The sequence below is a fragment of the Aurantiacibacter flavus genome (genome assembly GCF_039710615.1).
GTDB classification, from domain to species: Bacteria; Pseudomonadota; Alphaproteobacteria; order Sphingomonadales; family Sphingomonadaceae; genus Alteraurantiacibacter; species Alteraurantiacibacter flavus.
This window is the reverse complement of record NZ_JBDLBR010000001.1, coordinates 199,456-216,306: the sequence shown is the minus strand read 5'-3', so window position 1 is coordinate 216,306 and position 16,851 is coordinate 199,456. Positions and strand designations below refer to the sequence as shown.

Annotated in this window: 15 protein-coding genes and 1 riboswitch; of the genes, 10 read left to right on the top strand and 5 right to left on the bottom strand. The window is 64.4% G+C overall.

The window, feature by feature from the left end; genetic code table 11:
* The first annotated feature begins 460 nt into the window (after positions 1 to 460).
* Positions 461 to 1,294, top strand: a complete 834-nt coding sequence (locus ABDJ38_RS00865) for a hypothetical protein (protein ID WP_346783185.1) — start codon at positions 461 to 463, stop codon at positions 1,292 to 1,294.
* A 143-nt stretch (positions 1,295 to 1,437) separates the two neighbouring features.
* Here the strand turns inward: ABDJ38_RS00865 and ABDJ38_RS00860 are convergent, their stop codons facing one another.
* Positions 1,438 to 3,558, bottom strand: coding sequence for an acetate--CoA ligase family protein (locus ABDJ38_RS00860; RefSeq protein ID WP_346783184.1), 2,121 nt, complete (start codon positions 3,556 to 3,558; stop codon positions 1,438 to 1,440).
* Positions 3,559 to 3,698: 140 nt separating this feature from the next.
* The gene (locus ABDJ38_RS00855; RefSeq protein WP_346783183.1) at positions 3,699 to 4,556 is read right to left on the bottom strand and encodes a p-hydroxycinnamoyl CoA hydratase/lyase; all 858 of its coding nucleotides are present in this window, start codon (positions 4,554 to 4,556) and stop codon (positions 3,699 to 3,701) included.
* A 106-nt stretch (positions 4,557 to 4,662) separates the two neighbouring features.
* Between ABDJ38_RS00855 and ABDJ38_RS00850 the strand changes: the two genes are divergently transcribed.
* From ABDJ38_RS00850 to ABDJ38_RS00825, 6 genes are all read left to right on the top strand, one after another.
* On the top strand, positions 4,663 to 5,073 hold the full coding sequence (locus tag ABDJ38_RS00850; protein WP_346783182.1) for a MarR family winged helix-turn-helix transcriptional regulator: 411 nt from the start codon (positions 4,663 to 4,665) through the stop codon (positions 5,071 to 5,073).
* 47 nt (positions 5,074 to 5,120) lie between these two features.
* Entirely contained in the window at positions 5,121 to 7,070 is a 1,950-nt protein-coding gene (acs, locus tag ABDJ38_RS00845; protein WP_346783181.1) for an acetate--CoA ligase, read from the top strand.
* A 145-nt stretch (positions 7,071 to 7,215) separates the two neighbouring features.
* Positions 7,216 to 7,593 (top strand): PilZ domain-containing protein, encoded by a 378-nt coding sequence (locus tag ABDJ38_RS00840; protein ID WP_346783180.1) that lies wholly within the window; start codon positions 7,216 to 7,218, stop codon positions 7,591 to 7,593.
* A gap of 70 nt (positions 7,594 to 7,663) precedes the next feature.
* Positions 7,664 to 8,068, top strand: coding sequence for a protocatechuate 4,5-dioxygenase subunit alpha (gene ligA / locus ABDJ38_RS00835; RefSeq protein ID WP_346783179.1), 405 nt, complete (start codon positions 7,664 to 7,666; stop codon positions 8,066 to 8,068).
* A 1-nt stretch (position 8,069) separates the two neighbouring features.
* Positions 8,070 to 8,912, top strand: a complete 843-nt coding sequence (locus ABDJ38_RS00830) for a class III extradiol dioxygenase subunit beta (RefSeq protein WP_346783178.1) — start codon at positions 8,070 to 8,072, stop codon at positions 8,910 to 8,912.
* 52 nt (positions 8,913 to 8,964) lie between these two features.
* Positions 8,965 to 9,150: riboswitch (yybP-ykoY riboswitch) on the top strand.
* A 14-nt stretch (positions 9,151 to 9,164) separates the two neighbouring features.
* Complete coding sequence (locus ABDJ38_RS00825; RefSeq protein ID WP_346783177.1) at positions 9,165 to 9,734, top strand: TMEM165/GDT1 family protein; 570 nt, start codon at positions 9,165 to 9,167, stop codon at positions 9,732 to 9,734.
* Here ABDJ38_RS00825 and ABDJ38_RS00820 read toward each other — a convergent pair.
* Genes ABDJ38_RS00820 through ABDJ38_RS00810 form a run of 3 tightly spaced genes read right to left on the bottom strand, consistent with a single transcriptional unit; the run spans position 9,731 to position 12,915 of the window.
* Complete coding sequence (locus ABDJ38_RS00820) at positions 9,731 to 10,741, bottom strand: OsmC family protein (protein WP_346783176.1); 1,011 nt, start codon at positions 10,739 to 10,741, stop codon at positions 9,731 to 9,733. The two genes, ABDJ38_RS00825 and ABDJ38_RS00820, sit on opposite strands and share 4 nt — an antisense overlap.
* Positions 10,741 to 11,865: a CaiB/BaiF CoA transferase family protein gene (locus tag ABDJ38_RS00815; RefSeq protein WP_346783175.1), complete on the bottom strand. Its 1,125-nt coding sequence runs from the start codon at positions 11,863 to 11,865 to the stop codon at positions 10,741 to 10,743. Before ABDJ38_RS00815 ends, ABDJ38_RS00820 begins: the two co-directional genes overlap by 1 nt.
* Before the next feature lie 12 nt (positions 11,866 to 11,877).
* Positions 11,878 to 12,915: an amidohydrolase family protein gene (locus ABDJ38_RS00810; RefSeq protein ID WP_346783174.1), complete on the bottom strand. Its 1,038-nt coding sequence runs from the start codon at positions 12,913 to 12,915 to the stop codon at positions 11,878 to 11,880.
* Between the two features lie 105 nt (positions 12,916 to 13,020).
* On the opposite strand from ABDJ38_RS00810, the gene ABDJ38_RS00805 reads away from it, so the two are divergent.
* The 3 genes from ABDJ38_RS00805 (at position 13,021) to ABDJ38_RS00795 (ending at position 16,849) form a co-directional block, all read left to right on the top strand.
* The gene (locus ABDJ38_RS00805) at positions 13,021 to 14,007 is read left to right on the top strand and encodes an AraC family transcriptional regulator (RefSeq protein ID WP_346783173.1); all 987 of its coding nucleotides are present in this window, start codon (positions 13,021 to 13,023) and stop codon (positions 14,005 to 14,007) included.
* A 9-nt stretch (positions 14,008 to 14,016) separates the two neighbouring features.
* Entirely contained in the window at positions 14,017 to 14,871 is an 855-nt protein-coding gene (locus ABDJ38_RS00800) for a DODA-type extradiol aromatic ring-opening family dioxygenase (RefSeq protein ID WP_346783172.1), read from the top strand.
* A 154-nt stretch (positions 14,872 to 15,025) separates the two neighbouring features.
* On the top strand, positions 15,026 to 16,849 hold the full coding sequence (locus ABDJ38_RS00795; RefSeq protein WP_346783171.1) for a PEP-utilizing enzyme: 1,824 nt from the start codon (positions 15,026 to 15,028) through the stop codon (positions 16,847 to 16,849).
* Positions 16,850 to 16,851 lie beyond the last annotated feature (2 nt).

The following is a 16,851-nucleotide window of genomic DNA, read 5'->3' as shown; positions in this document are numbered from 1 at the left end:
GAATTGGCTCTCTTGTGATTGCTCCGCTGACCTTGCCGCTTTTGACCCTGTTCTGCCTCCGAAGCATCCCCCGGAGAAAGCCCTGAAAGCGCGACAGGAGCATCGGGCGAAGACCTGTTTCGCGCCGTCGGCTTCTCCCTCACCGCGTGGCTGGGAAAAATGCGAAGATCCGGGCTCCATCGCCTATAGTTGGGGTGCGGTGGCACAGCGCGGCGACCTCAACGGCGAGGGACGCCCCGAAGCGGCAATCTACGAAGGGCGCAGGCGGCTGGCCCGACATTGAAGTCGGCGGCCCCGGTTTCTGTTTTCCGGTCCTGCGCTGGAGCGGCAGCCGACTATGCGCTCGATCGGCGCGAATACGAAGGGAAGCCTTGTTCCTGACCGGCAGAGATGCGAAGGACAGCAGCCGTTCAGGATAAGACGGTTAGCGCCACCGCCAGGTGGGGCTGGCTGAACAGGATTGCGAACCATACCCTCGCCGCGTGACATGCCGATTGCCGGACCGCTGGCCACGCGGCTACGGACACGGTTGCCTGAGAACCTCTCGCATCGCGCCATCGCGCTGATCGTTACCGTCGCCATCGAGCTGCTGCTGCTGCTTGTGCTGCTGAGCCTTGGCATGGGCATCACCCAGCCCGCTAGCCAAAGTTCGATCATTTCCACCTTCGACGCAAGCGCGCCGCAGAGCGAGAATACCGAACCTGAAGAGCAGACCGAAAGCGCCGACACCGATCAGCCGACGCCGCCCACCGTGCCGGTCGAGCAAGCGCCCACCCCTACACCGTTGACCCCGCCGACCATCGTTATCCCGCGCGAGAACACCATTCCCGCGCCCCCGCCCACACCGCAACCAAGCGCCGCGCCCGAACCGCAGCCCAGCCCCAGGCCAAGCTCAAGCATCCGCGCGGTGATCCGCGATGACGGCGGCAATATCGGCCCGCCCGGTGGCGCGCCGCGCGGCTCACCCGACAGCGAGATTGTCGGCCGCGCGCCCGATGGTTCGCCGCTGTACGCCGCGCAGTGGTATCGCGAGCCCTATCCGAGCGAACTGTCGGGTTATCTCTCTACCGCGCGTCCGCCCGGTTGGGGCCTGATCGCTTGCAAGACCGCGCCTCAGTGGCGGGTGGAGGACTGCCAGATCGTCGGCGAGAGCCCGCAAGGCTCGAACATTGCCCGTTCGGTGCTGGCCGCCTCGTGGCAATTTCTGGTGCGCCCGCCGCGCGTCGACGGCGAGTATCAGGTCGGTTCCTGGGTGCGCATCCGGATCGACTATTCGCGGGTGGCGAGCCGCTAGAAACAGGACATTCCGTTCGTCCTGAGGAGGGCACGAAGCCGCAGGCTGAGCGCCCGTCTCGAAGGGCCAGTGCGGGTGGTTCGAGACGGATGCTCGGCCTACAGCCTCGCCTCCTCCTCACCACGAACGGAACGGGCCTAGCCTCAGTCCACCAGCATCAGCGCGTCGAGCGCAACCACACCCTCGCCAGCCGGGTGGATGATAACCGGGTTAAGGTCGATCTCGCGGATCGACGGGTTGCCCGTCATCACCTGGCCTACCTTGACGATCAGCGCCGCCAGCGCATCCACATCAAGCGCGGGGCTGCCGCGCCAGCCGATCAGCAGCGGGGCCTGCTTCAGCTTGAGCAGCCCTTCCTTGACCTGCTCGACGCCCAGATCGGTGGTGAACAGCTTCACATCCTTGAGAATTTCGGCAGTCACGCCGCCGAAGCCCGCCAGCACCACCGGACCCCACTCGGGATCGGATTTGGCGCCCACGATCATTTCGACGCCCATCTTGCCCATCTTCTCGACCAGCACGCCGTCGAGCTTGATGCTGGCGTTGTAGGCCGCGACGTTAGCATACATTTTGTCGAACGCAGCCTTCACCTCGTCGGCAGTCTTGAGGTTGAGGATCACCCCGCCCGCATCGGACTTGTGGCCGAGTGCAGCGGCCTGCGCCTTCATCACCACCGGGAAGCCGATGGCCTCGGCAGCCGTCGCAGCTTCTTCGGCCGTGGGAGCGAACTGGCTGACCGGGAAGCTCACCGCATCGGCGAGCAGCTTCTTCGCCTTGTACTCGGGGATCACGCCATGCTCGTCGGTTAGCGCCGGCAGAGTGATCGGATCGCCCGAACGGTCGGCCAGATCGCGCTTGGCAAGATCGGCCAGCCGCGCGATGGCGCGGTAGGCGCGTTCGGTCGAAGGGAAGTAGGGAATGCCGGCGGCAGCGAGGCCGTCGATATAGTCCTGAGGCACGTTCGCGCCTTCGTCCACGCCCGCGAAAACCAGCGGCTTGCTGCCCGAGCTGGTTTCGATGGCCTTCTGGATCGGCGGGAACTTGATCTCCGAGGTGATCGGATCGGACTGGATGATCGAGGCGACCACCGAACCGATGCGGTCGTCTTCGAGCAATTCGACCAGCAGGTTGGTGTAGATCTCGGGCTCGCTGAGGCCGATGGCGGTGATGTCGGTGGGGTTCGAAACCGGCACGAAATCGGGCAGCACCGCGCGGATCTTCGGGCTGTTCTCGTCGTTGAGGTCAACCAGATCGAGCCCGACATCTTCGGCGAGGTCAAAGGCGAGGCCGCGCAGCGCGCCGCTTTCACCCAGCACTGCCATGTTGGCACCCGGCAGGCTCGGGCAGGTGACGGCAATGGTGGCGATATCGGCCAGCTCTTCCAGCGTATCGGCGAAGATCACGCCTTCGCGGGTGAGTTTGGCCTTCATCAGCGCATAGTCGCCCGCCATCGCGCCGGTGTGGGTGGCCGCGCTTTCCTGCGCCTTGGAGCTTTTGCCCGGATGCAGCAGCACGATCGGCTTGCCCGCCTCGCGCGCACGGCGCGCGGCAGCGACGAAAGCGGCGGGGCGGCGGAAGGTCTCGACATACATGGCGATGACGTTGGTGGCCGGATCGTCGATCAGCCATTCGACATAGTCCTCGACGCCCGAGGCCGCTTCGTTGCCGGTGCTGACCGAGGTCGAGACATAGCAGCCGCGCGGGTGCAGCGTGGTGGCGAGCACCGCCGCCAGCGCGCCCGACTGGCTGGCAATGCCGACCGAGCGCTGGCCGGGTCCGGGCTGCTTCATGTTGGTTTCGACGAAGGTGAGCGGAATGCCTTCGACATAGTTGGTGCAGCCAAGGCAGTTCGGCCCTTCGACGATCATGCCCGCTTCTTCCGCGATGCGCGCCAGCTCGGCCTGATCCTTCGCGCCTTCCTCGCCTGCCTCGGAGAAGCCCGCGGCATAGATTACCACCGCGCCGCAGCCGTTCTTCGCGAGGTCGCGCACGGTATCGAGCACGAAGGGACGCGGGATCGCCAGCACCGCGCAATCGACGCCGTGCGGCAGCTCGTTCACCGAGTGATAGACCTTGAGGCCCTGCAGCTCGTCGCGCTTGGGGTTCACCGGGTAGATGTCGCCAGCAAACTTGTATTGCACGAGGTTGTTAAGCAGCGTGCAGCCGAGCGCGCCGTGGCGGTCCGACGCACCGATGACGGCGACCGACTTCGGGCGCAGCAGACGGTCGATCTGTTCGTTGGTGAAACGGCGGGTGGTGGTCATCGGGAAATCTCTCCGGCGTGTCGTTGCACGAAAAGCCCTCCCCCGCGCGGGGGAGGGTTTGGGTCGGGGTGTATCAAGGCTTGCAAGGTTGCAACCCTCTCCCCTCAATCCCCTCCCCGGCGGGGAGGGGAGGATCAGGATCAGCCTTTCAGCTTGTCCTTGTCGAAGGCGCCAAGGCCGGGCTTGAAGGTCTTCTCGTCAAGGAACTGCTTGGTCGCTTCCTTGCGGGTTTCCCATCCGCCGAAATCGTTCAGCGCTTCCTGCGCGCGGATCAGGTAGTCCTCGGCGTTGTCATAGGTCATCTCGCGCACGCGGCGCATCGCCCACTTGGTGGCACGCAGCGCCTGGCTGTCCTTCTTCTTCAGAACGTCGCACACTTCCTGCACGCGATCCTTCAGCTTGTCGGCGGGCAGCGATTCATTGACCATGCCCTTGGCCGCAGCCTGCGGACCGGTGAGGTTCTCACCCATCATCGCGTGATACATGGCATCGCGGAAGTTCATCAGCTCGGCCGCAACCTTCGAGGCGCCGCCGCCGGGCAGGATCGCCCAGTTGATTTCGCTGAGGCCGAACTGCGCGTCGTCCGAGCAGAAGGCGAGGTCACAGCCGAACAGCGGGCCATAGGCACCGCCGAAGCACCAGCCGTTGATCATGGCCACGGTCGGCTTTTCATACCAGCGCAGGCGTTCCCACCAGCCATAGGCCTGGCGCTGATGCTCGCGGGTCTTGTGCAGGCCCTGCAGCTCGGCCTCGCGGAAGTATTCGAGCAGGTCCATGCCGGCCGACCAGGCAGTGCCTTCGCCGGTGAGGACCAGCACCTGCACGTCGTCGCGGAACTCCAGCTCTTCGAGAACCTTCAGCATCTGCTTGTTGAGCTTGGGGCTCATGCAGTTGCGCTTGTCGGGGCGGTTGAACGCGACCCAGGCGACACCGTCGACGATATCGACCTTGACGGTTTCTTCCTGCGGACGCGGATCGGGTTTCGACGGACCAGCCATAAATCTTCCTCCTCTTAGGCCGCCACCACGACTCGCAGCAGCGGTATTGTTATGGGCCATAGCTATCTGGATTGCTATGAGCAACAGCAATCGCTAAAGCTTTGTCATGCGCGATCCCTTGCCCCAGCTCCCCGGTTATTCGCTGCGCCGTGCCGCCCATGCGACCGCCACCGAACTCGGCGCGCGGCTCGCCACGCTGGGCCTGCGGCAGGTCGATGCCTCGGTGCTGATCCTGATCGCGGAGAATGCCGACATCACCGCCAGCGCGCTTGGCCGCCAACTCGATATCCAGCGCGCCAACATGGTCCCTCTGCTCAAGAAGCTGGAGGATGAACGCCTGATCGAACGCCAGCCGCTCGACGGCAAATCTCAGGCCCTCCTGCTGACCGCGGCGGGTCGCGCCCGAATGGAAGCAGCGCTTGGCATTATCCATGCCTTCGAGGACGAGCTTCTGGCCCGCATTCCCGCGCGCCATCGCGAACATTTGCTCCCTGCCCTGAATGCACTCTGGCGTTGAGGCCCTCCAAACCCTAGTTTCCCTCTAACAAGAGTTGGGAGCCAGGAATGCACGAGCACGCCATCCATCCGGTCAGCCCCGAATGGGCCGCCAAAGCCAAGATCGACGCCGAGACCTATGCGCTGAAATATCGCGCCAGCATCGACGATCCGGACAGCTTCTGGCTTGGCGAGGCACAGCGGCTCGACTGGATGCAGCAGCCCACCAAGATCAAGAACACCTCGTTCGACCGTGACGATTTCCGTATCAAATGGTTCGAGGACGGCACGCTCAATCTCGCCACCAACTGCCTTGACCGGCATTTGGAAAAGCGCGGGCAGGATGTGGCGATCATCTGGGAGCCAGACCATCCCGATACGCCCAACCGCATCATCACCTACGATCAGCTCTACAAGGACGTCTGCCGCTTCGCCAATACGCTGAAAGCCGATGGTGTGAAGAAGGGTGATCGGGTCACGATCTACCTGCCGATGGTGCCCGAGGCGGCCGTCGCCATGCTCGCCTGCGCGCGGATCGGGGCGGTCCATTCGATCGTGTTTGCAGGCTTCAGCCCCGATGCGCTGGCGCAGCGGATCAACGATTGCGACAGCCAGATCGTGCTCACCGCCGACGAAGGCCTGCGCGGCGGCAAGAAGGTTCCGCTGAAGGCCAATGTCGATGCCGCCTGCGAGAAGGCCAACGTACGCACCGTGATCATGCTGCGCCACACCGGCGCCGATGTGCCGATGGTCGAGGGCCGCGATGTCGACTGGCACGACGCCATCGAGCCGCACAATGCCGAGTGCCCGCCTGCGGAGATGAACGCGGAAGATCCGCTGTTCATCCTCTACACCTCGGGCAGCACCGGCCAGCCCAAGGGCGTGCTGCACACAACCGGCGGCTATGCCTTGTGGGCGAGCATGACGCACGAATACGTGTTCGATTACCGTCCCGGCGAGGTATACTGGTGCGCCGCCGACATCGGCTGGGTCACCGGCCATTCCTATGTCGTTTACGGCCCGCTGGCCAACGGCGCCACGACGCTGATGTTCGAGGGCGTGCCCAACTATCCCGATTTCAGCCGCTTCTGGCAGGTGGTCGACAAGTACAAGGTCGAGCAGTTCTACACTGCCCCCACCGCGCTGCGCGCACTGATGCGCGAAGGCGACGAATGGGTGAAAAAGACCAGCCGCAAGAGCCTGCGAATTCTCGGTTCGGTCGGCGAGCCTATCAACCCCGAAGCCTGGGACTGGTATTATAATGTCGTCGGCGATGGCCGCTGCCCCATTGCCGACACCTGGTGGCAGACCGAGACTGGCGGCCACATGATCGCGCCCCTGCCCGGAGCCCATTCGCTCAAGCCCGGCGCGGCGGCCTTTCCGCTATTCGGTGTGCAGCCCGCGCTGGTTGATCCCACCGACGGACACATCGTTGAAGGCGCCACTGAAGGCGCGCTGGTAATCCTCGACTCATGGCCCGGCCAGATGCGCACGGTCTATGGCGATCACGACCGCTTCATCCAGACTTACTTCACTCAGTATCCGGGCAAGTACTTCACCGGCGACGGCGCCCGCCGCGACGAGGATGGCTACTACTGGATCACCGGCCGCATCGACGACGTGATCAACGTGAGCGGCCACCGGATGGGCACCGCCGAGGTCGAAAGCGCGCTGGTCGAGCACCCTTGCGTGGCCGAAGCCGCAGTGGTTGGCATGCCGCACGACGTCAAGGGACAGGGTATCTATGCCTTCGTCACCACCACCGCCACCACCGACAATAGCGAAGAGCTGCGCAAGGAACTGGTGCAATGGGTCCGCAAGGAAATCGGCCCGATTGCCACGCCGGATGTGGTGCAATTCGCGCCGGGCCTGCCGAAAACGCGTTCGGGCAAGATCATGCGCCGCATCCTCAGAAAGATCGCCGAGAACGACACCGGCAACCTTGGGGATATTTCCACCCTCGCCGATCCGGGTGTGGTTGACGATTTGCTCGCCAACTCGCCGCACGCAAAGGACTGATTCCAGCCCGCAAAGCCCGAAAAGCCAAGGCCCAGCCGCCAGGGGCGGCCTTGGCGGCTATGGTTAAGGAATCGCACAAACTAGGGCAAACCCTTAGGTGGTTGAGAACAGACTGGAAGCGCCGATCTGTCATTCTGGCGAGGCTATGGGAGCCGAAACACCTCTTAACATCGGTCGCCGGCGCGATAGTCGGCTACGCCTGTCGGTGCCGGGGCGCCTGATCACGCTCACCGGCACCCACAAGGTTACCCTGTGCGATATTTCCCAGAGCGGGGCCAAGCTGGTCGTCCCAGACGATGTCCAGAAAGGCAATGACGGGGTGCTCGAATGGCTCGACTACGAAGCATTTGGCATGATCGTATGGGCGGACAAAGACCAGGCAGGAATGGCCTTCGACGAGCCTCTTCCGGAGCCGGTGCTGCTCGCCACGCGCGAGAAGTTCGACCACCGCGCCTACAAGACCCACGATGAAGAGGCGCGGGAACAGGCTGAAGACTGGTATCGCGGCTACAAGAACCGGTAACGCCCAGCCTTGGCGCTTTTCGCGCAAAGGCCGTCTTTTGCTGCACTGCGACCTCTGCTAGGGGCGCGGCATGCCACGCACCCGCCTTTACCCGCTCGCCGACCTGGAAGACATTCCGGGCACGAAGGTCTTCACCGCCCTGCGCTCGCGCGAGGCCTACTATCTCCACAAGTTCTGCATGAGCCTGATGAAGGCGAGGAACCGTGAAGAATTCAAGGCCGACGAACGCGCCTATCTCGACAAGTTCAAGATGACCGAGGAGCAGAAGCAGGCCGTGCTTGACCGCGACCTGACGAAGCTGATCGAGCTGGGCGGGAACATGTATTTCCTCGTCAAGCTTGCCTCGACCGACGGCCTTTCGGCATTGAAGGCGGTCTCCACCACCTCGGGCATGGGCGTCGAGGAATATACCCAGATGATGCTCGAAGGCGGCCGCAGCCCGCATGGCATCCGTTCGATCAGGGACAAGAACTGACATGGCCCGTATTTCTGCCGGCATCGCCACCAGCCACGTTCCCGCCATCGGCGCCGCGTTCGATCTGGGCAAGACCAAGGACCCTTACTGGGCACCGGTCTTCGAAGGCTACGACTTCGTGAAGGAGTGGATCAAGGACAACACGCCCGACGTGGTGATCCTGGTCTATAACGATCACGCCTCCTCGCTGATGATGGACATCGTGCCGACCTTCGCGATGGGCTTCGCCGATGAATTCCAGAGTGCGGACGAAGGCTGGGGCCGCCGCCCCGTGCCGGTGGTGAAGAACCACATCGAGCTGGCCGCACACATCGCCGAACAGCTGGTGATCGACGAGTTCGACATTACCCTCATCAACGAGATGGACGTCGACCACGGCTGCACCGTTCCGCTGAGCCTGGTGTTCGGCGATGTCGAGGAATGGCCGTGCAAGGTTATCCCGTTCGTGGTCAACGTGTCGCAGTTCCCGACTCCCTCGGGCGAGCGCTGCTGGAAGATCGGCGAAGCGATCCGCAATGCGGTGAAGACCTTCCCCGAAGATCTCAATGTGCAGGTGTGGGGCACCGGCGGCATGAGCCACCAGCTCCACGGCACCCGCGCTGGCCTCATCAACGAGGAATTCGACCGCCGCTTCATCGACCTGCTCGCGCACGAGCCGGAAGAGCTGAAGTACATCACCCGCCTCGAATACCTGCGCGAAACGGGCACCGAGGGCATCGAGCTGATCATGTGGCTGATCATGCGCGCGGCGCTGGGCTATGGCGTGGAAGAGAAGAAGCGCTTCTACCGCGTGCCTGCGTCGAACACGGCGGTTGGGCATGTGGTTTACGAGGCCAAGAGTTAGCCCACTCAGCGTCACCCCGGACTTGATCCGGCGGGAGGATTGCCCTAACCGCCCAGCCGTCATCTGGGGAGTAGCCCCCGCGCGCCTTCGGGCGCCAATCCATGCGTCAACATACTTGGTCGGGAGATCATGGCGCATGGGGGACGGACCACAATCCGTCCGGGCAAGACCAATGGCACCTGCTTTCGTCCGGCCGGGCGGAAGGCGTGGTGCCGTTGCTGTCTCGAACGCCCGGCCCGGAGTACCTGTTTCATGGAAGCCTTCCTAACCTCCACCGCCGTTGTCGCGCTGGCCGAGATCGGTGATAAAACCATGCTGCTCGCCATCGTGCTCGCGGCAAGGTTCCGCCAGCCCTGGCCGATCGTGCTCGGCATCCTGTTCGCAACGCTCGCCAACCATGCGCTGGCCGCGCTGGTCGGCATGTCGGTGGCGAGCCTGCTCGAAGGTGAATGGTTCCGCTACGCCGTGGGCGCGGGCTTTGTCGCCATGGCGCTGTGGACGCTGGTGCCCGACAAGTTCGACGATGAAGATGCCCCCAAGCCCTCGCGGCACGGGGCGTTTCTCACCACGCTGGTGGCCTTCTTTCTCGTCGAGATCGGCGACAAGACGCAGATCGCCACCATTGCGCTCGGCGCACAGTTCCAGAACGTGCTGCTGGTGACGGCGGGCACGACGCTCGGCATGATGCTCGCCAATGCGCCGGCCGTGTGGCTGGGCAATGCTCTTGTCGAGCGGGTGTCGCTCAAGCTGGTGCGGATGCTCGCGGCGCTGCTGTTCCTCGCGATCGGCCTGTGGGTGATCGCCGATACGGCGCTCGCCTAAAGGCGGCCGATCTTTACCCGCGTCTTGAGGTCGGTGCGGCAAAAGGCGTGCAGGAAACAGGTCTGCTCGCCCATGTCGAGCGCGGCGCGGGCGAAGTCGGCATCCTCGTTGCTGGTGAGGAATACATGCGTTTCCACCGGATCGGCGCGGCCCGCCTGGCCGGTGCCGCCACTCGCGCCGCCGGGCGAGAAGTGGATGTCCTGCACCACGCGGTATTCGCTCAGGTCCTTCTTCGCGATCTTGGCGTAGCGGCCGAGCTGGGTCATGAAACAGAAGCCGATCCCGGCGGCCATGTAGCTCAGCGCATCGGCGGCGCGGCCCTCCTCGTCGCACAGGAAGGTGAAGATCGAGCCGTGCGGGTTGAACAGCTGCTGCTCGATCTGCTTCACCCCGTCTTCGCGCAGGGTGCAGATGCCGCGAATGTGCAGCACGCGGTCCTGCTCCTCGGCGAGTGACGAACCTTGCGAGGAGGTCGCTTCCTCGGTCAGCGGGCTTTTGGCGCCCTTCACGACCTGCCCCTCCCAGTTACTCTCGGCGGGCGCGGCCCCCTCGATCACTTCGCCCGGATCGCCCAGCGCCCCGCCGGGGACGGGAAGCGCCTTGTCCGGCGCGAGGGTCTCGCCGTTGAGCGTGAGCGTGAACAGGCTCTCCTTCTCGCCGCGCATCAGCCCGCTCAGCGGCGAGGCGGCGGCTGCATCGCAGACCAGCGCCAGCAGCTCAGTCATCGTGCTCGCCACCATGCCCACGGTGAGGAACGACAGCGGGCAGGAAGCCTCGTCGAAGCCGTCGAGATAGTCACCTTCATCCGATACCAGCCGCCAGACCTTCCCGCTGGCGCTGGAGGTGGCGAGCCCTTCCTTCTGCATCACCGACAGCGACCGCGCGGCCAGCCGCACCGATTGTCCGAGCCTCGGTTCGGGCGGAGCGATCCGTTCAGCGCCGTCCGCGACCGGGAAGAACAGCGGGCGGGGATCAGCACCGAGAATATTGGGATGGGCAGGCATCATCAGTCCTTCTTCGGCAGCATGGGAGAGGCGGTATTGAGCGCAAGTTCGGCATCGGAGAAGGTGATCGGGGTGCGCAGGCCCTTGACCGGGTCAGCGCCATCGCGCGCCATGTCGAGCACCATTCCGCGCGCCTCAACCTGCGGATCGGCCAGCGCCTGCGCCACGTCGTTGATCGGCCCCACCGGCACGCCCTCGGCTTCGAGCCGCGCGAGCAGCGCATCGCGCTTCCACTGCGCGGTCTTCGCGGCCACTGCGGATGACACTCGCGACCGGTCGGCGACGCGTGCGGCATTGGTCGCCCAGCCCGGCTCGACCTCCAGCCCCAGCACGCCCGCCAGCCGCGCGAATTGCCCGTCGTTGCCCACGGCGATGATCAGCCAGCCATCGGCGCAGGGAAAGGCCTCGTAGGGCACGATATTGGGATGCGCGTTGCCCATCCGGTGCGGCGCGATGCCGCTGGCGAGGTAGTTCATCGCCTGATTGGCGAGCGTGCCGGTCATCACGTCGAGCAGGCTCATGTCGACCGCCTGCCCGCGCCCGGTCCGCTGCCGCATATGGAGCGCGGCCTGAATGCCGATCACGCTGTAAAGCCCGGTGAGGATATCGGCATAGGCCACGCCGATCTTGGTCGGCGGACCGTCGGGCTGTCCGGTGAGGTCCATCATCCCACTCATGCCCTGCACGATGAAGTCGTAGCCCGCGAAGCCGGCGTAAGGCCCGGTCTGGCCGAACCCGGTGATCGAGCAATAGACAAGCCCCGGATTGCTCTCGACAAGGCTGGCGTAGTCGAGCCCGAACTGCGCGAGGCCGCCGGTCTTGAAGTTTTCGATCACCACGTCGGCCCCGGCGATCAGGTGCTTAACACGAGCGAGATCGCCCTCGTCGCGGAAGTCAGCGACCATGCTGGTCTTGCCGCGATTGCAGGCGTGGAAATAGGCCGCATCCTGCGAGCCGTCGGCATTCTCGATAAAGGGCGGGCCCCAGCGGCGGGTGTCGTCGCCCGCCGGACTTTCGACCTTGATCACCTCTGCCCCGAGGTCGGCCAGCACCTGCCCGGCCCAGGGCCCCGCCAGAATGCGCGCCAGTTCGACGACCTTGATGCCTTCAAGCGGCGCGCTAGCCATTGTAGTTCCTCATTATTCCGGGGCTATATGGAACACCCGCTCGGCATTGCCATGGCACAGCGCGTGCATTTCCTCGTCCGAGCAGGCGAAGTTCTCGATGAAGTCCACCGCCGGTTTCATCGGCTGGTAGGGATAGTCGATAGCCCAGATCACGTTCTCCACCCCCATCCGGTCGATCGCATAGCGCAGCGCCAGCGGGTCTTCGACGCCGCTGGTGGTGAAGACGAAGTTGTCCTTGAAATATTCCTCCATGCTGCGCTCGGTCTTCGGCGCACGCCCCACCTTTTGCGCGCGCGAGTGCATGAAATTGATCCGCCAGATGAAGAACGGCACCATTTCGCCCATGTGGCCGACGCAGATCTTCAGGTTCGGAAAGCGGTCGAACACTCCGCCCGCCATCATCCGCAGCATATTGGTCGCAACCTCGACCCCATAGGCCCACATGGCCGAGTCCATGGCGTAGTCCATCAGCGGGCCCTTGAGCGTATCCGATGGCCCGCGCGGGTGGATGTAGATCGTGGCGTTGGTGGCCTCGGCGGCCTCGAAGATCGGCCAGAAGCGATAGTCGTCGAAATAGTCGCCGTTGGTGTGGCCGTTCACCACCAGCCCGTTGAGCTTCAGTTCGCCCATCACCCGCTCGACCTCTTTCGCCGCGCGCTTGGGGCTCTGCGGGGCAAAGCTGCCGAGCCCGGCAAAGCGCTTGGGATACTTGGCGCAGATCTCGGCCATCTTGTCGTTCGCCAAAGCGGCAAGGTCGGTGGCGGTGTCTGCATCGAACATCTGCACACCCGGCGCGGTCAGCGTGAGCAGGTGCATATCGACGCCATGCTCGTCCATCTGCGGCAGGCGCTGCTCTTCCACATCAAGCAGCCCGCCGAGGAAATCCATTTTGCCATAGCCGGAGGTATCGGCCTCGGCGTCGTAAATGCCCTTCACCAGCAGCTTGTCCGCGCTCTGCGTGGGGCTGTTGGCGACCTTCTTCAACTCGGCGGCGACTTCGGGGATCGACCAGGCTTCCTCGCAGGCGATCAGGCGGCACTTCTTTCCCATAGCTCTTTCTCCCAATTTGCGCGCGAGACTAGCGCCGGGTTTGACCGGAACAACCCCCATTGCTGCGCGCTTGCCGACATCAGGCCAGCGGCCTAGCCTCGCTCCATGGCCAAGGCCCCGCCCTCGCCCGATGAAAGCTGGAGCTCGACCGGGCTGGCCCGGCGCGAGGCGATCAGCGCATGGAGCGACTGGGCCGCCAGCACCATCGCCCCGATCGAGGTCGAGGTGTTCGACCCCAAGGCCTTCGCCGCACGCTGGATCAGCCACGGGATCGGGCAATTGCGGCTGCTGCATCTCTACGCCCCGGCCCAGCGCGTGACCCACGTAGGTGCCGACCGACTGGCGATGCGCGCCGCGCCCTCGATCCAGCTCGTCTACTCGCGTGAGGGCACGATGCAGACGCGGATGGGTGGGCGCCGGTTCGACGTTGAGCCGGGCCAGTTCGTGCTGCTCGACAACACCCGCTACTATCAGATGGAAATGGCGACCGAGCACGAGTGCATCGACCTGATGATGCCGCAGGTCTGGCTCGAACGGCACCTGCCCGATCCCGCCGGCCTGCTGGCCCAGCCCTACGACGCGCATTCGGGCTGGGGCGCTCCGCTCGGCGCACTGATCGAGACGATCCTCGACACCGGGCTGGATAATGCCCCGCTCCCCCGCCCGCTGATCGCCGAGCAATTCGGGAGCCTGCTCGCGCTCGCCACGGCAGCGCACGAGGCCGAGGCCTCACCATCCGGCGCGGGCAGCCACCGCAACCAGCTCGCAACGCGCATCTTGCGCCGGATCGAGACGAGCTATGCCGATGCCGATCTCTCGCCCGAGAAGGTGGCCGCCGAGGAGGGCATTTCCAAGCGCTATCTGCAATCGCTGCTCGCCGCGCGCGGTACCAGCTTCGTCGCCGAACTGAACGCCACCCGGCTCGAACATGCCAGCGCCATGCTGACCGACCCGCGCCTTGCCGCTGTGCCGATTTCCGAACTGGCCTATCGCACGGGCTTTCTCGATCCGGGCTATTTCACCCGCCTGTTCCGCAAGCGCTTCGGGATCACCCCGAGCCAGTGGCGCGGCGGACTGGCCCCGCAAAGCTGAGGCTCTTGTATGTCGTGGTGCTGCGCCCATTTTCCCAACATGCCTAGCGCCCAGACCGTCGCCGCCCTGCCCACCTACTATCTCAGCCATGGCGGCGGGCCGTGGCCGTGGATGGAAACGGGCAACGCCTACGATGTGCTCGATGCTTCGCTGAAGGCGCTGCGGAACGAGCTGAAAGAGCGCCCGCGTGCCGTGCTGGTCGTCACCGCGCACTGGGAGGAGCCGGTCTTCACCTTCTCCAGCGGCGCGCAGCCGGGCATGATCTACGACTATTACAACTTCCCCCCGCATACTTACGAGATCACCTATCCGGCCCCCGGCCTGCCCTCACTCGCCGAACAGGCCGCCGCGCTTCTGGCCGATGGCGGCGTGGCCAGCGCCACCGATGCCACGCGCGGCTTCGACCATGGCACCTTCAGCCTGATGCAGGCAATCTGGCCCGAGGCGCAGATGCCGATCGTGCAGATGTCGATCCGCGCCGACTACGATCCCGCTGCCCATGTGGAAGCGGGCCGCCTGCTTGCCCCATTGCGCGAGGAGGGCGTGGTGATCATCGGCTCCGGCCTCTCGTTCCATAACCTGCGCGCACTTGGCCCTGTGGGGCGCGATGTGTCGAAGGCCTTCGATGGCTGGTTGCAGGAAAGCCTGATCGGCATGAACGGCGAGAACCGGGTCAAGCGCCTGCTCGAATGGGAGCACGCCCCTGCCGCGCGCGCCGTCCACCCGCGCGAGGATCACCTGATGCCCCTGCACGTGGCGCTGGGCGCGGCCGAGGAAGAGACTGCTGCGCTATCCTACCACGAGGACGCCTTCATGGGCGCCATCGCCGCCTCCAGCTTCCGCTTCGGCCCACCGCCCACCTAAGGCCAGCAAGACAATAGGGCTGCGCGAATGTCCTAGTGGCCATGCGCACGAATCCTTCGCCCGGCTAACGATCCGGGTTAGCCTGCTCCTCTGTCCACGCTCAGTCGAGACCCCGCCAACGGGGCCGCGGGCGTCAGACGAGAGGATGCCAGCAATGTCCGACAAGAGCTTCGCGCTGCCGAGCAGCATCAAGGTTATCGAAGGGACCGAAGCCGCGCAGGCTGCCTATCCCTATTACACTCAGTTCGTGCCCGAGGATGACCAGAAGTTCTGGTTCTACAACTCGATGCACTTTCCAGAACCCATGCACCATTTCGACATGATCACCGCCGAGGCGGCCTATGTCGCCATGGGGGCCTTCAACACGCGGGTTCACTGCCTGCCGACCGCCAAGGGCGTCGATCACCGCATCATCAACGGGCGGGTCTATATCGGCGGCGTGGTCGTCACCGACCCCGACGAGATCGCCGAACGCGTGGCCGAGTTCCAGCAGCGCGCCGGGCACTATTACGAGAACTGGGAAAGCCTTTACGACCAGTGGAAGGTAAAGATGAAGGCGCTGATCGCGGAGGCGCAGGCGCTGCCCAGCCCCTCGCTTCCCGATTACGAGCCGCTCGAAACGATTACCGAAGGCGATGCCGTTCCCGCCAGCCATGACCTGCTGAAAATCTACCAGCAGCAGATCGAAGGCTATCACCGGATGTGGCACCACCACTTCGAGTTCCTGCTGCTCGGTTATGGCGCTTACATGACCTTCTTCGGGTTCTGCAAAAAGGCCTTCCCCGAGATTTCCGATCAGGCGATCTCGCGGATGGTGGCCGGGATGGAAGCCGAGATTTTCCGCCCCGACGAGGAGGTAAAACGCCTCGCCCGCCGTGCGGTGGAGCTGGGGGTCGACCACCATTTCACCGACGATGTGAATATCGAGCAGGTGCTGGCCGATCTCGACAAGGTTTCCGAGAAGGGCAAGGAGTGGCTGGCCGACCTCGAAGAGAGCCGCAACCCTTGGTTCAACGTCTCTTCGGGCGATGGTTTCTACCACTATCACCGCAGCTGGAACGACGACCTGTCGCTGCCCTTCGCGGCGCTGCCGGGCTATATCGCCAAGGTGAAGGCGGGCGAGAACATCGAGCGCCCCACCGCGCAGCTGATCGAGGAGCGCGGACAGCTTGTCGCCGACTATCGCGAGCTACTCGATACGGATGAGGATCGCGCCACCTACGACCAGCTGATCGAGCTGGCGCACCGCGTGTTCCCCTATGTCGAGGGGCACAAGTTCTATTGCGAGCACTGGTATACGAACCTGTTCTTCAACAAGATCCGCGAGTTCGGTCGGCTGCTGCTGGCGCACGGCTTCTTCGGGCCCGACGGCGTGGAGGAGGATGTTTTCAATCTCACCCAATACGAGCTGGAAAGCGCGATCATCGATCTGATGCTGGCCTGGGGCGTAGGTGCTGGGCCGCGCGGCCCGGCCTACTGGCCTGCGATCATTGCGGAGCGGAAGGCGGCGATTGCCGAATGGGGCAAGCACCCCACCCCGCCCGCTCTGGGCAATGTGCCTGAGGCAATCGACGATCCGGCGATCAACATGCTGTGGGGCATCACCCGCGAGAACCTCGACAGCTGGTTGGATGATGGGACCGAGAACCCCAACGAGCTGAAGGGCTTTGCCGCCTGCTCGGGCGTGGTCGAGGGCACGGCGCGGGTGGTGAAGTCCGTCAGCGAGATCGGCCGCATCCAGCAGGGCGACATTCTGGTGTGTCAGGTGACGAACCCCACCTGGAGCCCGCTGTTCCAGAAGATCAGCGCGGCAGTGTCCGACATTGGCGGCTCGATGAGCCACATGGCAATCGTGGCACGCGAGTATAACCTGCCCGCCGTGGTCGGCACCGGGCTGGCGACGGTGAAGATCAAGGACGGCGCACGCATCCGGGTCGACGGCGGCAAGGGCACGGTCTCGATTCTGGAGGACGCGTGATG

Excerpts from the sequence above, each read along its gene's own strand:
- ABDJ38_RS00860 (WP_346783184.1), bottom strand. The coding sequence starts at position 3,558 with ATGACCACCACCCGCCGTTTCACCAACGAACAGATCGACCGTCTGCTG.
- ABDJ38_RS00855 (WP_346783183.1), bottom strand. The coding sequence starts at position 4,556 with ATGGCTGGTCCGTCGAAACCCGATCCGCGTCCGCAGGAAGAAACCGTC.
- ABDJ38_RS00850 (WP_346783182.1), top strand. The coding sequence starts at position 4,663 with ATGCGCGATCCCTTGCCCCAGCTCCCCGGTTATTCGCTGCGCCGTGCC.
- acs (WP_346783181.1), top strand. The coding sequence starts at position 5,121 with ATGCACGAGCACGCCATCCATCCGGTCAGCCCCGAATGGGCCGCCAAA.
- ABDJ38_RS00840 (WP_346783180.1), top strand. The coding sequence starts at position 7,216 with ATGGGAGCCGAAACACCTCTTAACATCGGTCGCCGGCGCGATAGTCGG.
- ligA (WP_346783179.1), top strand. The coding sequence starts at position 7,664 with ATGCCACGCACCCGCCTTTACCCGCTCGCCGACCTGGAAGACATTCCG.
- ABDJ38_RS00830 (WP_346783178.1), top strand. The coding sequence starts at position 8,070 with ATGGCCCGTATTTCTGCCGGCATCGCCACCAGCCACGTTCCCGCCATC.
- ABDJ38_RS00825 (WP_346783177.1), top strand. The coding sequence starts at position 9,165 with ATGGAAGCCTTCCTAACCTCCACCGCCGTTGTCGCGCTGGCCGAGATC.
- ABDJ38_RS00820 (WP_346783176.1), bottom strand. The coding sequence starts at position 10,741 with ATGATGCCTGCCCATCCCAATATTCTCGGTGCTGATCCCCGCCCGCTG.
- ABDJ38_RS00815 (WP_346783175.1), bottom strand. The coding sequence starts at position 11,865 with ATGGCTAGCGCGCCGCTTGAAGGCATCAAGGTCGTCGAACTGGCGCGC.
- ABDJ38_RS00810 (WP_346783174.1), bottom strand. The coding sequence starts at position 12,915 with ATGGGAAAGAAGTGCCGCCTGATCGCCTGCGAGGAAGCCTGGTCGATC.
- ABDJ38_RS00805 (WP_346783173.1), top strand. The coding sequence starts at position 13,021 with ATGGCCAAGGCCCCGCCCTCGCCCGATGAAAGCTGGAGCTCGACCGGG.
- ABDJ38_RS00800 (WP_346783172.1), top strand. The coding sequence starts at position 14,017 with ATGTCGTGGTGCTGCGCCCATTTTCCCAACATGCCTAGCGCCCAGACC.
- ABDJ38_RS00795 (WP_346783171.1), top strand. The coding sequence starts at position 15,026 with ATGTCCGACAAGAGCTTCGCGCTGCCGAGCAGCATCAAGGTTATCGAA.